At 35.3% G+C, this 18,218-nt stretch carries 13 protein-coding genes; 10 read left to right on the top strand and 3 right to left on the bottom strand.

Going from position 1 to position 18,218, the window contains the following annotated elements:
* Positions 1-155: 155 nt before the first annotated feature.
* On the bottom strand, positions 156-1,409 hold the full coding sequence (gene tyrS, locus ACFIML_RS01245; protein WP_375606854.1) for a tyrosine--tRNA ligase: 1,254 nt from the start codon (positions 1,407-1,409) through the stop codon (positions 156-158).
* A gap of 320 nt (positions 1,410-1,729) precedes the next feature.
* Positions 1,730-2,410: an alpha/beta hydrolase gene (locus ACFIML_RS01240; RefSeq protein WP_375687192.1), complete on the bottom strand. Its 681-nt coding sequence runs from the start codon at positions 2,408-2,410 to the stop codon at positions 1,730-1,732.
* A 161-nt stretch (positions 2,411-2,571) separates the two neighbouring features.
* Between ACFIML_RS01240 and ACFIML_RS01235 the strand changes: the two genes are divergently transcribed.
* The 10 genes from ACFIML_RS01235 to ACFIML_RS01190 all read left to right on the top strand — a co-directional run bounded on the left by ACFIML_RS01235 (position 2,572) and on the right by ACFIML_RS01190 (position 16,754).
* Complete coding sequence (locus ACFIML_RS01235; protein ID WP_375608373.1) at positions 2,572-3,747, top strand: cysteine desulfurase family protein; 1,176 nt, start codon at positions 2,572-2,574, stop codon at positions 3,745-3,747.
* A 139-nt stretch (positions 3,748-3,886) separates the two neighbouring features.
* A complete protein-coding gene (gene sufB, locus ACFIML_RS01230; protein WP_375606857.1) occupies positions 3,887-5,398 on the top strand; it encodes a Fe-S cluster assembly protein SufB in 1,512 nt (503 codons plus the stop codon).
* 159 nt (positions 5,399-5,557) lie between these two features.
* A complete protein-coding gene (gene sufC / locus ACFIML_RS01225) occupies positions 5,558-6,313 on the top strand; it encodes a Fe-S cluster assembly ATPase SufC (RefSeq protein WP_375606924.1) in 756 nt (251 codons plus the stop codon).
* An 11-nt stretch (positions 6,314-6,324) separates the two neighbouring features.
* Positions 6,325-7,587, top strand: coding sequence for a Fe-S cluster assembly protein SufD (sufD, locus tag ACFIML_RS01220; RefSeq protein WP_375606858.1), 1,263 nt, complete (start codon positions 6,325-6,327; stop codon positions 7,585-7,587).
* A 10-nt stretch (positions 7,588-7,597) separates the two neighbouring features.
* A complete protein-coding gene (locus tag ACFIML_RS01215) occupies positions 7,598-8,842 on the top strand; it encodes a cysteine desulfurase (protein ID WP_375687190.1) in 1,245 nt (414 codons plus the stop codon).
* Complete coding sequence (locus ACFIML_RS01210; RefSeq protein ID WP_273787976.1) at positions 8,835-9,236, top strand: SUF system Fe-S cluster assembly protein; 402 nt, start codon at positions 8,835-8,837, stop codon at positions 9,234-9,236. Before ACFIML_RS01215 ends, ACFIML_RS01210 begins: the two co-directional genes overlap by 8 nt.
* Positions 9,237-9,319: 83 nt before the next feature.
* Positions 9,320-10,960 carry a site-specific DNA-methyltransferase gene (locus tag ACFIML_RS01205; RefSeq protein WP_375687188.1) on the top strand — a complete coding sequence of 547 codons (1,641 nt, stop codon included), beginning with the start codon at positions 9,320-9,322 and terminating at the stop codon, positions 10,958-10,960.
* A gap of 22 nt (positions 10,961-10,982) precedes the next feature.
* Complete coding sequence (locus ACFIML_RS01200; protein WP_375687186.1) at positions 10,983-12,623, top strand: site-specific DNA-methyltransferase; 1,641 nt, start codon at positions 10,983-10,985, stop codon at positions 12,621-12,623.
* Between the two features lie 22 nt (positions 12,624-12,645).
* Positions 12,646-15,396, top strand: coding sequence for a DEAD/DEAH box helicase (locus ACFIML_RS01195; RefSeq protein WP_375606862.1), 2,751 nt, complete (start codon positions 12,646-12,648; stop codon positions 15,394-15,396).
* A 425-nt stretch (positions 15,397-15,821) separates the two neighbouring features.
* Positions 15,822-16,754, top strand: a complete 933-nt coding sequence (locus tag ACFIML_RS01190; RefSeq protein WP_375606863.1) for a COG2958 family protein — start codon at positions 15,822-15,824, stop codon at positions 16,752-16,754.
* A gap of 637 nt (positions 16,755-17,391) precedes the next feature.
* Here ACFIML_RS01190 and sodC read toward each other — a convergent pair.
* The gene (gene sodC / locus ACFIML_RS01185; protein ID WP_375606864.1) at positions 17,392-17,919 is read right to left on the bottom strand and encodes a superoxide dismutase [Cu-Zn] SodC; all 528 of its coding nucleotides are present in this window, start codon (positions 17,917-17,919) and stop codon (positions 17,392-17,394) included.
* Positions 17,920-18,218 lie beyond the last annotated feature (299 nt).

The raw sequence follows: 18,218 nt of genomic DNA, 5'->3' as shown, positions 1-18,218 counted from the left end.
AGTTTCAACTCTCTAAAATAGAATTATTTTAAAGACTTTTTCGCCATCATATAAAATTATTCTGTCATAAGAATTAAATTAAAAAATGAGGGAAGAAAGCGTAAGAAAGATCAATATCATGGATATAAATATAGAATGAATGAGAAATCAATAGATTATAGCGGTTTGATCAAAATATGTTTTTTCTTTCCGAAAGAAAGTTTAATGATTCCTTCTGCTGTCACATCTTTTTCAATAATAAGGTGTGTTTCATCCTCAATAATTTGATCATTAACACGTACGCCCCCACCTTGAACGTGTCGGCGTGCCTCACTATTAGATTTAGCAAGTCCTGCTTGTACTAAAAGAGTGAGCAATCCAACACCTTTTTTTAATTTTGAGGAATTAATTTCAACAGTTGGAAGATTTTCTCCCAGAGTTTTTTCTTCAAACGTTTTGCGAGCCGTTTCTGCAGCTTCATCGGCAAGAGCGCGTCCATGCAACATTGCTGTAATTTCTGTTGCAAGAATTTTTTTTGCTTCGTTAATTTCAGTTCCTTGTAATAGAGAAAGTTTAAGAATCTCATCCATCGGTAATGGAGTATAGAGCTTTAGAAATCGTGTTACATCAGCATCTTCTGTATTGCGCCAGTATTGCCAAAATTGATAAGGTGAAAGCTTATCCGCATTCAGCCATACAGCCCCATTCAATGATTTACCCATTTTGGCACCGGAAGAGGTTGTCAGCAATGGTGATGTTAACGCATATAATTGCGGTGTTCCTAAACGATGCCCTAATTCGATTCCGTTAATAATATTGCCCCACTGATCAGAGCCCCCCATTTGCATACGCAACCCATAACGTTTATAAAGTTCAACAAAGTCATAAGCTTGCAGAATCATATAATTAAACTCTAAGAATGACAAAGAGTGCTCACGCTCAAGTCTGAGTCTGACAGAATCAAATGACAACATACGGTTGACAGAAAAATGCTTTCCTACATCACGCAAAAATTCTAAGTAGTTTAAATTGCATAACCATTCAGCATTATTCACAATACAAGCATCGGTTTCTCGGTCACCGAATGTCAAATAGTTAGCAAATACCTTTTTAATACCATCAATATTTGCAGCAATATCATCTTGTGTCAGAAGGCGTCGCGCTTCGTCTTTGAAGGAAGGATCACCAATCAATCCGGTCCCTCCACCCATTAAAGCAATGGGGCGATGACCCGTTTTTTGTAACCAATAAAGCATCATAATCTGAAGAAGACTTCCAGCATGTAAACTCGATGCTGTTGGATCAAATCCAGTATAAGCGCTTACAGTTTCTTTTGAAAAAAGATCATCTAAGCCTTTTTCATCTGAAATTTGGTGGATAAAACCACGTTCGCTCATAATATGTAAAAAATCAGATTTAAAGGCAAACACAGATTTAATTTCCTAATTTAAGAGTGCATTTATTGTATATAACAGGCGATTATATAATAAGTTATTAATGTGTTATCTATCATAACTGACGCACACCTCACAAGAGAAAGAGACATATTGGTAGTATAAAGATAATAACACAGGTATTATTTCTTTTTTACGCTAAAAAAGAGCCTTCTTAGTAATAGAAAAAAGGTATTCTGTTACTCTCATTTCTATCCTGAAATAAAATTTAGAAAAGTTTTAATATAGACTGAAAAAATACTTTGTTATGATCAGGGACGATTTTTGCTAATTTTTTATAAATCTATCGTATTTTCCTAAGTTAGTGAAAGTATTTCAGAAGGAGGAGCGAGAAGTTCATTGGAGATATGGTTATCCAAATATTGGGCACATCGCTCAATAAGTTCTTCATGACATCCACTGAAAAAGTGATTAGCCTCTTCCAATATTTCTTGTGTGATGATGATACCTTTTTGTGTTTTTAATTTATCGACAAGTATTTGAACATCTTTTGGAGGGGCAACTTTATCGATACCGCCATGAATGATAAGTCCAGAAGATGGACAAGGTGCAAGAAATGAAAAGTCATAAACATTAGGCTGAGGAGCAACTGAGATAAATCCCTCAATTTCCGGTCGGCGCATTAAAAGCTGCATACCAATCCATGCTCCAAATGAGTATCCTGCTACCCAACAATTTTTAGAGTCTGGATGTTGTGTTTGCACCCAATCCAGAGCAGCAGCAGCATCTGAAAGTTCTCCTATTCCATAATCAAATTCACCCTGACTACGACCAATACCACGAAAGTTAAAACGTAAAGTTGTAAAGCCACGTTGTTGGAACATATAAAAGAGGTCATAGACAATTTTATGATTCATAGTTCCACCAAATTGGGGATGAGGATGCAAAATGATCGCAATGGGTGCATTTTTTTGTTGTGAAGGTTGATAACGCCCTTCGAGCCGACCCGCAGGACCGTTAAAAATAATTTCTGGCATAAAATGCTCCCTTAATGCAATAAAAGGCTCTCTTTGACCCTGGTCGACTTTTACCATAGAATCTCTTAAATAATTATTAGATATTCTTTTTTTAGTGCACTTTTCAAGAAAATTGCGCTATTTTTTTAATCAATTCATAAGATTAATGATTGCGATGTAAAATGGTTATAAAACGCCGATATTTTGATCATAACGCAACAACACCACTCAAAAAAGTGGCACGGATGGCGCTACTAGAATCTTTAGAGATATTTGGTAATCCATCATCGGTTCATAAGGAAGGGCGTGCGGCTAAAACTTTGTTGCAAAAGGCCCGTCGGCAAATCGCTGAAAATCTTAAAACAGATCCAGATCACGTGATATTTACCTCTGGTGCGAGTGAAGCTGCAATGACTTTGTTAACACCCTTTTACAATATTGGGAAAGCAAAAGTTAAATTTTCTCATCTTTACCTTGGAGCGACTGAACATCCCTCTGTTGCAGAGGGAGGGCGTTTTTCTAAAGAGTTGATAAGCGTCATTGCTGTTGATCAAGATGGGCTCATTCAACAAGATAAATTAACATCACTCTTAGCGGCTCACGATAAAACAAAAGGTTTACCTCTTGTTGCTATTCAAGCTGCAAATAGTGAAACTGGTGTTGTTCAACCATTAAAAGAAATAGCTGCTGTTGTTCGCGATTTAGGAGGCACTCTTGTTGTTGATTTGACACAATATGTAGATAAAAATTTTGTTGATATTCATCAGTTAGGAGGAGACTTTTTTATACTGTCTGCCCATAAAATTGGCGGTCCTAAAGGGATAGGTGCTTTTGTTTCATGTGGTAATCTTCTCACTCCACATCCTCTTATTGTCGGGGGAGGACAGGAAAAAGGTTTACGGGGAGGAACAGAAGCATTGCCTCTTATAGCTGCTTTTGGAGCAGCAATGGCTGATTGTTTCACGCAAGAAGAAAGAAAACAATTAATATATTTACGCAATAAATTAGAAGATGGACTACAAAAAATAAGTAGAAATGTTGAAATTTTTGGTAAAAGAGTTCAACGTTTGCCAAATACAACTTACTTTACCGTGAAAAATATAAAAGCTGAAACGATGCAAATTGCTTTTGATTTAGAAGGGTTTTCTGTATCAGCTGGTTCTGCCTGTTCTTCGGGAAAAGTAAAACAAAGCAAAGTGTTGGAGGCAATGGGGTATCATGTTCCAAATGGTGCCATTCGCATTTCGCTAGGGCGTGGTACAACTTCTGAAGATATTGATGATTTTCTGTCGTTTTTTTCTCAAATTATAAGCAGGAAAAAAGGAGAAGATTTATCATCAGAAAGTTATAAAAATTAGAATTATTTTAAAAATAAAATAAGTTTGATTGAAATTTTTGCACTTTACCTATAGCCTAGGAGATAACTTGCTTACTTTAATCTTGTAAAAAACAAGACTTTAGTTACCGGTTTTTGACGCCAAAAAATGGAGAAAATTTATGCCGGCAGTACAAGAAACGATACGCCAAGTACGTGAAATAGATGTTGACCAATATAAATATGGTTTTGAAACCAATATTGAAACCGATAAAGCTCCAAAAGGCTTAAATGAGGATATTATCAAATTTATTTCCGTTAAAAAAAATGAGCCTGAATGGATGCTAACATGGCGCTTAAAAGCTTACCGCCGTTGGCTGACAATGCAAGAGCCTCATTGGGCGCGTCTTGAATATCCTAAAATTGATTTTCAGGAGCTTTATTATTATGCTGCTCCAAAAAATCATACAGGACCAAAATCTTTGGATGAAGTGGATCCTGAGTTATTAGCAACGTACGAAAAACTTGGCATTCCTCTTAAAGAACAAGAGATTTTGGCAGGAGTAAGAAAACAGTCTGATCCCTCCACTTTTGATGACAGTATGTCTGTATCGGGGCAGGTGGCTGTTGATGCAGTCTTTGATTCTGTTTCTGTTGTAACAACATTCAAAAAAGAGCTGGCACGTGCTGGTGTGATTTTTTGTTCTATTTCAGAGGCGATTATTGAACATTCTGAGCTTATTAAAGAATATTTAGGAACAGTTGTACCTATAAGTGATAATTATTATGCGGCTTTAAATGCAGCTGTCTTTACAGATGGTTCATTTGTTTATATTCCCAAAGGGGTTCGTTGTCCTATGGAGCTTTCAACTTATTTTAGGATTAATGAACGCAACACTGGCCAATTTGAACGAACATTGATTATCGCCGCTGAAGATTCCTATGTTTCTTATCTTGAAGGGTGTACAGCACCCCAACGTGATGAAAACCAACTTCATGCTGCTGTTGTTGAGCTTATTGCGCTTGAAAATGCAGAGATTAAATATTCTACAGTACAAAACTGGTATCCTGGCGATAAAGATGGAAAGGGCGGTATTTATAATTTTGTGACGAAGCGTGGAGATTGTCGAGGTGATAACTCTAAGATTTCATGGACACAAGTTGAGACCGGTTCTGCGATTACTTGGAAATATCCATCCTGCTTACTGCGCGGTGAGAACGCGCGTGGAGAATTTTATTCTATTGCTGTTGCAAACGGTCATCAACAAATTGATTCCGGTACAAAAATGATTCATTTAGGAAAAAATACATCCAGTCGTATTATTTCCAAAGGCATTTCTGCTGGTTTTTCAAATAACACGTATCGAGGACAAGTTACAGCGCATAGAAAAGCACAAAATGCGCGTAACTTTACGCAATGTGATAGTTTGTTAATCGGGAATGATTGTGGTGCGCATACAGTTCCTTATATTGAAGCAAAAAATGCAACAGCTCAGTTTGAACATGAAGCCACAACATCAAAAATTTCCGATGACCAACTTTTTTATGTTATGCAAAGAGGAATTCCTGAAGAAGAAGCTATCGCATTAATTGTAAATGGTTTTGTAAAAGAGGTCATTCAAAAACTTCCCATGGAATTTGCTGTCGAAGCGCAAAAGCTTATTGGTATTAGCCTTGAAGGTAGTGTTGGATAATTTTATTTAATGAGATAAATAGAAGACTTTATGTAACAAGGCTGTAACGGTAGCACATAATGCTAAAAATGACCTCTATGGTAATTACAAAAGTAGATGGATGCTAAGGTAAAATAATACGCATTGATATCTGAAAAACAGCCAAAACAGGATTAAATGATGTTAGAGATCAAAAATTTGCACGCCCGTATTGCTGAAACCGATACAGAAATTATTCGTGGTTTAAACTTGACAGTTCAAGACGGAGAAGTTGCCGCTATCATGGGACAAAATGGAGCCGGAAAATCAACTTTATCTTATTTGCTTGCTGGTCGTGATGATTATCAAATAACAGAAGGAGATATTCTCTATAATGGACAATCACTTTTAGAAATGGATCCAGCAGAACGTGCTGCATATGGTGTTTTTCTTGCATTTCAATATCCAATGGAAATACCAGGGGTAGCAACAATGGAATTTTTAAAAGTTGCGATGAATTCTCAACGCAAAGCGCGAGGTGACGAAGAACTTAAAATTCCTGAATTTATAAAATGTGTTAAAGAAGTTTCAGCCAAACTTGAAATAGATATGGATATGCTAAAGCGTCCATTAAATGTAGGTTTTTCAGGTGGAGAAAAAAAACGCGCTGAAATTTTACAAATGGCACTTCTTGAGCCTACACTTTGCATTTTAGATGAAACGGATTCTGGTTTAGATATTGATGCGCTAAAAATTGTTGCAGATGGTGTTAATAAACTTCGCGATTCAAAACGTTCATTTTTGGTGATTACCCATTATCAACGGCTGCTTAATTATATTATTCCTGATACGGTACATGTTCTTTATAAAGGACAAATTATCAAAAGCGGTGATAAATCCTTAGCACTTTATTTAGAGCAAAATGGGTATGCTGATCTTATTAGGGAAGCGGTTTGAGGTTATTAAATATGAATGCACAGCAAAACTTGTTAGCGGTTGAAGAAAATATACTCAGTAATTTTAATCAGTATGTAAACCACTTACCTGGTGATAAAGCTGTACAGGAAATCCGCAAGAAAACTATTGAGCAGTTTCAAACGACACGGCTTCCTTCCCGTAAAATCGAAAGTTGGCATTATACCAATCTGCGTACCTTACTGAAGTCTATTAGCAATTTTTCAAAAGTTCAAGACAATCAATTGGTTGATGCATTGCTTTCAGAAAGTGCTGTTTTCTCCATAAACAATGGAAAAACATCGATAGAGTCAAAGATAGACAATATTGCAGTAAAACGCCTTTCAGATGCATTAGAAGATAATTCTTTACAGATAAATCAAAACATTTCTGATGAAGATTTTATTGGACAGTTAAATACAGCTTTTGTTACAGATGGTTGGCTTTTTCACATCCCTGAGAATACAAAGTTAAATATCCCCATTGAGTTACAAAATATACAAATGGGGGGACAATCTCATATTTTTTCGGATATAAAAGTTGATAAAAATAGTCAAGTTATGTTTATTGAACATCAGGTTGGCAATGATAAAGATACCTTTGTCAGTTCAATATTTTCATTAAATGTTGCTGCTGATAGTGATGTTACGTGGATTCTCATTCGCAATCGTGATTTTAATTCTACACAATTTGGTCGATTTTGTGCTGTTCTTGATCAAAGAGCGAAGTTATCACTTTATGTCATTAATATAGGGAGTCAATTAAATCGCCAAGAAATCGATATTGAATTACAGGGAGAAGAATCTGACTTTCAATTACGCGTCATAAATTTATTATCAGGACAAACACATAGTGATCTTACAATGACTGTTCGTCACGTGGAAGAAAAATCAACATCAACCGAAATTATACGCAATGTGGTTACAGATAAGGCTGTTGGTGTTTTCCAAGGAATAATACGTGTTTCTCAAAAAGCGCAAAAAACAGATGCACGCATGGCTTGTAATAGCCTTATTCTTTCAGATGATGCAGAATTTAATGCAAAGCCTGAATTAGAGATTTTTGCTGATGATGTTGCATGCGGTCATGGTGCAACAGTTGCTAATATTAATCATGATTATCTTTTTTATCTCATGGCGCGCGGTATTCCATTTAAAACGGCTCGTGCACTTTTAATTAAAGGATTTATCTCTGAGCTTATTGATGACATCAAGCAAGATAATATTCAGATTATTTTGGAGAATATCATTGGTAAATGGCTTGAAAAAAATGTTTAAGGTGGAAAAAATGGAAAATAACGTACAAACATTTACTTATAATGTAGAAGAAATTCGGCGTGATTTTCCTCTTTTGCACCATCAAGTTTATGGAAAGCGATTAGCCTATCTTGATAGTGCTGCTTCTGCCCAAAAACCACAATCAGTACTCAGTGCAATGAATAATTATTATCACTATAGTTATGCTAATGTGCATAGGGGAATGTACTTTTTAGCCAATGCAGCAACGCAATCCTATGAAAATTCTCGTGAAACCGTTCGTGTTTTTCTAAATGCACAAAAAGCGGAGGAGATTGTTTTTACGAAAAATGCAACAGAAGCTATTAATACTGTTGCTTATGGTTGGGCTATGCCTAAACTCAAGGAAGGTGATGAGATTGTTCTAACGATTATGGAACATCATTCAAATATTATTCCTTGGCATTTTCTTCGGGAACAAAAAGGTGTTAAACTTATTTTTGTTCCTGTCGATGAAAATGGTGTTCTGCACATTGAAGATTTCCAAAAGTCTTTAAGCGAAAAAACGCGGCTTGTTGCTATAACGCATATGTCCAATATATTAGGAACTGTGCCTCCTGTTAAAGAGATTATTAAGCGAGCACATCAAAATTCTATTCCGGTTCTTGTTGATGGTTCTCAAGGGGCAGTACATTTAACCGTTGATGTGCAAGATCTCGATTGTGATTGGTATGTCTTTACAGGTCATAAGCTTTATGGACCTACTGGTATTGGTGTTCTGTATGGTAAAGAAGATAGATTAGAAGAAATGCGTCCTTTTCAAGGGGGAGGGGAAATGATCGAGGAGGTAACAACCGATAAGGTTTTTTATAATGCTCCTCCTTACCGTTTTGAAGCAGGCACTCCTCCTATCGTTGAATCTATTGGATTAGCAGCGGCTATTGATTATATACAAGAGAAAGGTTGTAGCACGATTCATGCCCATGAGAGGTCCCTTTTAGCTTATGCGCAGGAAAAACTTAAAATGGTTGAGTCATTGCGTATTTATGGTCATTCTCCCAATAAAGGAGCTATTATATCATTTACAATTGAAGGGATTCACGCCCATGATATCGCTATGTTTATTGATAGAAGAGGAGTTGCAATCCGCGCCGGAACTCATTGTGCTCAGCCTTTATTACAGCGCTTTGGTCTAGCATCTATTTGCCGCGTATCGTTAGCCATGTATAACACTCAAGAGGATATAGATCAATTAGTAAAAGCATTGCAAGAAACAAGGACATTTTTTAATGGCTGAATCAATTGAAGAGCGTCATTCTACAGAATCCGTTGAAACTGTAAGCGAAAATAAAAAATCTTACATATCAGCAATTCCAGCAGACGAAATTGATCGTATGACAAATGATATTATTGCTGCTCTCAAAACAGTTTATGACCCAGAGATTCCTGCTGATATTTATGAGCTAGGACTGATTTATCGTATTGATATTGAAGATGATCGTTCAGTAAAAATTGAAATGACTCTTACAGCACCGGGATGTCCTGTTGCAGGTGAAATGCCGGGGTGGGTAGAAAATGCAGTTAGTGCAGTTGAAGGGGTTTCGTATGTTGAAGTCACTATGACTTTTGATCCACCATGGACACCTGATTGTATGTCAGAAGAAGCTCAAATTGCTGTCGGATGGTACTAAAAGTATTGTTAAGAGACTCTAATCTAGCCATTCATGAATAAGCTGTTTACTTTTCACAAGCGTTTAAATTTAAGGGCGATCGCATGAGTTATAATAAACAAAAATTAGAACTCACTTGGATTGGAAAAGAAAAACGCCCCAAACTGGAACCTCGTATTTTATTGGAAGATCTTGAAAAATCTTATCACGCTCCGCACCAAGTATCTACCCAAGATATTTTTGATAATAAACTCATTTTTGGTGATAATTTGTTCGCGCTCAAAGCGCTGGAACAAGAATATATGGGGAAGGTAAAGTGTATCTATATCGATCCGCCTTATAATACAGGCAATGTCTTTGAACATTATGAAGATGGTTTGGAGCATTCCCTATGGCTCAGTCTTATGAGAGACAGGCTAGAATTGTTACATCGTTTACTGGCGGAAGATGGAAGTATTTGGATTTCCATTGATGATGATGAACAAGCCTATCTAAAAGTGATGATGGATGAAATTTTTGGTCGCCAAAATTTCATCAACAATATAATTTGGCAAAAGAAATATGCCCCACAGAATGATACAAAGTGGCTTTCCGATAACCATGATTTTATAATGGTTTATGCCAAAGATAAAACGATTTGGCGCCCTCAATTGCTTCCTCGTTCAAACGATATGGATGCGCGCTATAAAAATCCTGATAATGATCCTCGTGGTCCTTGGAAATCGGGAGATTTATCCGTGAAAAGAGTAACACCTAAGGACATTTATGAAATCATCACACCTTCTGGACGCAAGGTAATGCCTCCTAATGGTAGAAGTTGGGCTATGAATAAAAAAAAATTCTTTGAATTATTGAATGATAATCGTATTTGGTTTGGCCCCACAGGAAGCAATGTTCCTTCTTTGAAGCGTTTTTTATCAGAAGTAAAAAATGGTATGGTTTCAATGACCATTTGGCTTTATGAGGAAGTAGGGCATAACCAAGATGCCAAAAAAGAGGTTAAAGTTTTTAATTCTAAGAATGTCTTTACAACTCCCAAACCTGAGCGGTTAATGGAACGCATTATTCAACTTGCCACCAACTCTGGTGATCTTGTATTGGATTCCTTTGCTGGTTCTGGTACGACCGGCGCTGTTGCTCATAAAATGGGCCGCAAGTGGATTATGATTGAACTCGGTGAACATTGTCATACACACATTATTCCTCGTTTAAAACAAGTAATTGATGGAACTGATCAAGGGGGAATTTCTAAAAGTGTCAATTGGCAAGGTGGAGGTGGATTTCGTTATTATCGCCTTGCACCTTCTCTGTTGCAAAAAGACCCATGGGGACAATGGGTTATTAGTCGCGAATATAATGCTGCGATGCTTTCAGAAGCTATGTGCAAACATATGGGATTTACCTATGCGCCGGATGAAAATCATTATTGGATGCAGGGGTATTCAACGGAAACGGATTATATTTATGTCACAACGAGCGCCATGACCCATGAACAACTCCGTATCATGAGCGAAGAAGTGGGCTCTCATCGGACCCTGCTGATTTGTTGTACAGCCTTTGATACAAAATCATCATCCTTTGAGAATCTTACACTTACAAAAATCCCCCGTGCAGTATTGGAAAAATGCGAATGGGGAAGGGATGATTATAGTTTAAATGTAGCCAATCTTGAACCAATGATTGTGGTAAAAGAAAGCGACAAAGATAAAGATATTGCACAACAAGAATTAGATCTATTTGGATAAATATCAACGAGGCAGGTTACGAATGAGCCGTAATAAACAAAAATTAGAACTTAACTGGATTGGAAAAGAAAAACGCCCCAAACTGGAACCTCGTATATTGTTAGAAGATCTTGAAAAATCTTATCATGCCCCGCATCAAATATCATCACAGGATATTTTTGATAATAAACTTATTTTTGGTGATAATTTACTCGCACTCAAGGCACTTGAGCAAGAATATACGGGGAAGGTAAAATGTGTCTACATAGATCCACCTTATAATACAGGCAATGCCTTTGAACATTATGAAGATGGTTTGGAGCATTCCCTATGGCTAAGCCTTATGAGAGACAGGCTAGAATTGTTACATCGCTTATTGGCAGATGATGGAAGTATCTGGATTTCCATTGATGATGATGAACAAGCCTATCTAAAAGTGATGATGGATGAAATTTTTGGTCGCCAAAATTTCATCAACAATATAATTTGGCAAAAGAAATATGCCCCACAGAATGATACAAAGTGGCTTTCCGATAACCATGATTTTATAATGGTTTATGCCAAAGACAAAACGATTTGGCGCCCTAATTTACTTCCTCGTTCAAGCGATATGGATGCGCGCTATAAAAATCCTGATAATGATCCTCGTGGTCCTTGGAAGTCAGATAATTTATCTGCAAAAAGAGTAACACCTAAGGATATTTATGAAATCATCACACCTTCTGGACGCAAAGTTATGCCTCCCGCTGGAGCTAGTTGGCGGGTTAGTAAAGAAAAGTTTGCCAAGCTGTTAGAGGATAATCGTATTTGGTTTGGCCCCACAGGAAGCAATGTTCCTTCTTTGAAGCGTTTTTTATCAGAAGTAAAAAATGGTATGGTTTCAATGACCATTTGGCTTTATGAGGAAGTAGGGCATAACCAAGATGCCAAAAAAGAGGTTAAAGTTTTTAATTCTAAGAATGTCTTTACAACTCCCAAACCTGAGCGGTTAATGGAACGCATTATTCAACTTGCCACCAACTCTGGTGATCTTGTATTGGATTCCTTTGCTGGTTCTGGTACGACCGGCGCTGTTGCTCATAAAATGGGCCGCAAGTGGATTATGATTGAACTTGGTGAACATTGTCATACGCACATTATTCCTCGTTTAAAACAAGTAATTGATGGAACTGATCAAGGGGGAATTTCTAAAAGTATCAATTGGCAAGGTGGCGGTGGATTTCGCTATTATCGCCTTGCACCTTCTCTGTTGCAGAAAGATCCATGGGGACAATGGATTATTAGTCGCGAATATAATGCTGCGATGCTTTCAGAAGCTATGTGCAAACATATGGGATTTACCTATGCGCCGGATGAAAATCATTATTGGATGCAGGGGTATTCAACGGAAACGGATTATATTTATGTCACAACGAGCGCCATGACCCATGAACAACTCCGTATCATGAGCGAAGAAGTGGGCTCTCATCGGACCCTGCTGATTTGTTGTACAGCCTTTGATACAAAATCATCATCCTTTGAGAATCTTACACTTACAAAAATCCCCCGTGCAGTATTGGAAAAATGCGAATGGGGAAGGGATGATTATAGTTTAAATGTAGCCAATCTTGAACCAATGATTGTGGTAAAAGAAAGCGACAAAGATAAAGATATTGCGCAACAAGAATTAGATCTATTTGAATAATATATAAAAAGCGGAGTTTTTTATGAACAGTGTTGAAAAAAGGATTTCAGCTCGCTTATCGTTGCGTGATCCTCAACGTGAATCATTAAATATTTTGGTGAAAATTTTAGAAAATATAGAGCTTTCTAAAAATGCTGATTTAGTTTCGAAATTAGAAATAATAAAAAGTCTCTATCCTTCTGTACAAGATTTTGAACGAAGCTTTCCCTCTTTTTGTTTTGCCTTAGCAACGGGAGTTGGAAAAACGCGACTTATGGGAGCTTTTATTAGCTATCTTTATTTAACAGGTCGTAGCCGACATTTTTTTGTTTTAGCGCCAAACTTGACTATTTATGAAAAATTAAAACAGGATTTTAGTCCTCAAAGTCCGAAGTATGTTTTCAGTGGAATAAGTGAATTCATTGCAAATAGACCCATTATTATTACAGGTGAAGATTATGAAAGTGGTAAAGGTATTCGCGCTGATGAACACCACTATTACGGACAAAAACGTTTGTTTGAAAATCGGGATACGGCCTTTATCAATATTTTTAATATTTCTAAAATTAATACAACGGATAATAAAAAAGGCACACTAAAATCTAGTATTCCGCGAATTAAACGCTTACAAGAAACGATTGGTGAAAGTTATTTTGATTATCTCGTAAATCTTCCTGATTTAGTTTTGTTAATGGATGAAGCGCATCGTTATCGAGCGTCTGCTGGTGCAGCAGCAATTAATGAGTTAAAACCTGTTTTAGGAATAGAACTTACAGCGACACCGAAAACAATAGGTGCAAAACCTGTAGATTTTAAAAATGTTGTTTACAGTTATTCACTTGCAGAGGCTATGAGAGATGGTTTTGTAAAAGAGCCTGCTGTTGCTACACGTAAAGACTTTCATCCTCAAAATTATACATCTGAACAATTAGAACATATTAAATTACAAGATGCAATTCATGCCCATGAAAACGTGAAAGCAGATTTAATTGCCTATGCCAAAGATTATAACAAAAAATTTGTTAAGCCTTTTATTTTAGTTGTCGCTCAAGATACAAATCATGCACAGAAATTGCGTGATTTATTGGAATCAGATGATTTTTTTGCAGGAGCTTATAAGGGAAAAGTTATAGAGATTCATACAAAACAGTCAAATATAGAGGAAGATCAAAATATTCAAAAACTCATTGTGATTGAGAATCCTCATGAGCCAACAGAAATTGTTATTCACGTTAATAAATTAAAGGAGGGATGGGATGTTAGCAATCTTTATACTATCGTACCGTTGCGTGCATCGGCTTCAGAAATTTTAACAGAACAAACAATTGGGCGTGGATTGCGTTTGCCTTATGGGCATAGAACAGGCATAGAATCTATTGATCGTTTAACAATCATTGCGCATGATCGTTTTCAAGATATTATTGATCGTGCGAACGATCCGAATTCAATTATAAAAAAGCATATTGAGATTGGAACAGGGGGTGATATATCCTCTGAAAAATCGGATATAGTGGCAGTTCCAAGTCAAGCAGAAGCTTTATTTATAAAAACGATAGTAACACGTCATTCCGATATAAATGGAACATCTGATTTACACGGTATCATGTTACGTAATACAGATTCACCCACATTAACCTCTGAAGAACAAGAAATTGCTGCTATCGCATGGGATATTATTAAAGAGAATGATAATTTACCAAGTTCTCAAATGCTTTGTTCTGCACCGATACAAGAAAAAATGAATAATAAAATTATGAGTATTATACCGCTAGCACAAAAGTCTCTTGTGTCAAAAGTGGTTACAATTCTGACAAAACAATTACCAGAACTGATCATAGATATTCCTAATATTGTACTCATTCCTTCGCGTGAGGTTACTTATGGTTTTTCTGATTTTGATTTGGAGAATCTAGAAAGTTTAAATTTGCAACCTGTTAGTAAAGAACTTTTAATTCGAGAATTGCGTACCCATAAAAGCATTTTTCTCACTTCTAAAGATAAATATATTAAAGAACCTCATCTTGAAAATTACATCATTCGTGGTTTTATTGATAATGATTTTATCGATTATGATAGCCATACGCCATTATTACGAAAATTGGCTTGTCAGATGGTAGAGCATTTCCAATCTTATTTACCCAATGATATAGCTGTTGAGAACGTATTAATTCACTATCAGCATAAGATTAATACTTTTATTGTTGCGCAATTAAGAAAACATCAATGGGAAACACAAAAAGATTATGAGATTAAAGTTACACGAGGTTTTACAACTTTAACACCTATCCATTATGTTTTGCCGCAAGGAACATCTCCTATTGATTTTCGTAATATTCCTGCCATTAAAAGAGACATTAAGAAACTTATATTCAGCGGCTTTAGGAAATGTTGTTATCCTTTGCAAAAGTTTGACTCAGTAGAAGGGGAATTACGATTTGCTCAAATATTAGAAGACGATGCAAAAGTATTGAAATGGATGAAACCCGCTCGAGGTTTTTTCAAGATAGAATATGATAAAGGATCAGCCTATGAACCAGATTTTGTTGTAGAAACGAAGGATGCCAAATATCTTTGTGAACCTAAAAAAGCTTCTGAAATACAAAACGCTATTGTTTTAAAAAAGAAACAAGCTGCAGTTCAATGGTGTTGTCATGCAACGCATTATGCAGCTACTTACGGTGGTAAAAAATGGTATTATGTTCTTATTCCCCATGATGCTATTAAAGCAAATAGTAGTTTTGAAGGTTTGTGTGCAGAATTTACCATTTCAGAATCTATACTTGAGAGCACATAACTTTTTGCTTTAAAAAAAACATAAGTTTTTTAACTGGTCGATGCGAGAAATAATCAAATGTTTGAATATTATTTTTAATTTTGTTCCCTGTTGCACCATTAATTTAAGAATATGAGCTAATTCTTAAATCATGAAATTATTATTTTTTTCTAACTAACTTAAAGTAAAAGGAAAAATTTATAGGGAAATTATACAATATTATGCTTTTTTATGGGGATTTTCAGCCCATTTATGATTTTTGATAAAAATAGAAGCTTACTTTCTTTATATGAAACAAAACCTTGAATTTGTAGTCACAAATTCAGAAAAAATATTTTAATTTTATAGACAGCTTTTTTCAAAAAAATAGACAGTTTGTTGTGTTCTCTTTTGAAATATCTGAATATAATGGAATATCCAGAAGATAAAAGTAGGCTACTTTACATATGACTTTGAATTTAACAAACACTGTTTTTAATTTTTTAAAGAAAAACCCGACAAAAAAATTTACAGCTCGAGAAATTGCTCAATGGATATTTGAGAATTATCCAGAAAAATGCCACCAAAAACAAAAGCGTTCAACCGCAATAATCACTCCCCTTAACAGTGATGCAGCTCTTATTCAGCAAATTGTCGCTGAAATAGGGTCTCTGCGCTCTCAATTACAAAAGCGTTATCCAGAAATTAAAACCACTGAAGGACGACCACGGCAGTATTATTTTACTAAACAAACAGATAGCGCTGAAATTGATGCAGTAGAGGACAATGAAGAAAGTAGAGATTCTTCTGTTAAAGAGCGTGATCTTTATCCATTAGTATCTAAATTTTTATGGTCAGAGCTTGCAGTTTACAGCAAGCGCATTAATGAGAAATGTTCTCGTAATAAACATGGTGCAGGCGGCAATAAATGGCTTTATCCGGATCTCGTAGGGATACAAGATTTAAGCAGGGAATGGAATCGTGAAATCAAAGACTGTGTTTTGCAATATTTTGATAAAAAGACGAAACTTTGGTCTTTTGAAGTTAAAATTCTCATTAATCGTTCAAATTTACGGAAAGCATTTTTTCAAACAGTTAGCAATTCTTCATGGGCTAATTTGAGCTATTTAGTTGCGAGTGAAATTGAAGGTATTGATACATTAAAAGAACTTCGGATGCTTTCAAGCTTGCATGGAATTGGATTTATAAGACTCGACAAGGAAAACGCCTCTGAGAGTGAGATCATAATTCCAGCGAAAGAACGTAGTGATATTGATTGGGATACTGCTAATAGATTAGTGAAAGAAAACAAGGACTTTTTTGATTATATTAAACTCATTCGTCAATTTTATCAAACTGGTGAAATGCGTCCATTGGATTGGGATTATATGGATCCATGAGGAGTATTAAAAAAGCTCTATTGTTTAAAGGCTCTTTTTGTAGAGTGATAAAAAATTACTTTCATGGTTTTATTTGATGATTATATTTAGGTAATACATTGATTTATAATGATAATTGGTATTTTTGACTTAAATGAAAAGTCTGAATATCATAGCATTCAATCATTTTAAACTATCTTATATTGGTGTTAATCAATCAAGGTTGTTTTCGTGCATCTCACGAGAGAGGCGATAGGGAAGGGGCGTGTGGAAATTCTGTTTGGAGTGTTCTATTTTGTGCAAGAGATGTGATCCCATTAGATACTAGATTTAATGATTATAATTCATTACATATTTTGTATTGTAGAAAGTAAAATTAAACTTTGTTGTTTCTGTTTAACATAACATCAAGCATTGAAAAAATTTTCTCCTCATACTGAAGTTTCTTACAGAAAATTTATTCTGCTCTTTCTTTGTTTCCGATTTCTGTTCGTTCTGATTATTATTAAGTTCTTTATTCTCTGCATTAAATATTTAAAAAGAAATATCAATTTTATAAAATATTCACATAGTTTATTTCATTTCTTGAAATGGATTTAAAAAATAAATTTCTATCATATCTTATGCTCAAGAGAGTGTGTGTAACATAATATTCTATTTATTTTTCAATAATACCGCACGCTAAACGTGCTCCACCTCCGCCAAGCGGTAATGGTTTATCTGATTGATTATCAGCCCCTAAATGAATGACTAAAGAGCGCCCTTTAATTTCAGAGATTGTTTTTAATCGTGGAGCAAGAACGCTCATTACGGCATTTCCTTGCTTATCAACATAAAGTGCCGGTAAATCACCAAGATGACCATTGACATTATAGGGTCCTAAGTGTTTCCCAGTATGCTCTGGATCATAATGTCCACCCGCGCTTCCACCTATTATGCCATCTTTTGTATCACATGAAGGATTTACATGTACATGAAAACCATGAATCCCTTCTGATAAAGTAGATAAATTAGGGATAAAAATCAAACCGTGTATGTTTTCTTCAATTTTAATGCTACCAATAGCCTTTTTGGAATTGTTATTTTCTAATTTATAAATATTTATTTGTTTTGATAGTGCTAATGCAGAATTTTTATGAATTAAAAATGCCATAAAAAACAATAATGATAATAATATTTTTTTCATAAAATACCTTTATACTTATCTTTAAATAGATTATTATCTATAAATAATAATCTATACTAATTATATCTTATATAAGTGTCTTAAATTGAACTTTAAGAAAAATAATTTACATAGAAATATTAGTTCTTATAAAGAGCAAATAAATTAAAATATGTTTATATATTTCTGAACATAATTTTTATTTTTTGATCTATAAAAAATACAGCTTTATGGATGAATAATTATATCTCACTTACATTTCTTCAAGAGATGCTTTTAAAAAATCTACTTTTTGAGATATAATGAGAAATTAAATAAGG

Source organism: Bartonella sp. AC62GZZY (assembly GCF_042196525.1).
In the GTDB taxonomy this organism is placed as follows: domain Bacteria; phylum Pseudomonadota; class Alphaproteobacteria; order Rhizobiales; family Rhizobiaceae; genus Bartonella.
The sequence above is the reverse complement of the archived record's forward strand: the minus strand, read 5'-3'. Positions and strand labels throughout refer to the sequence as shown.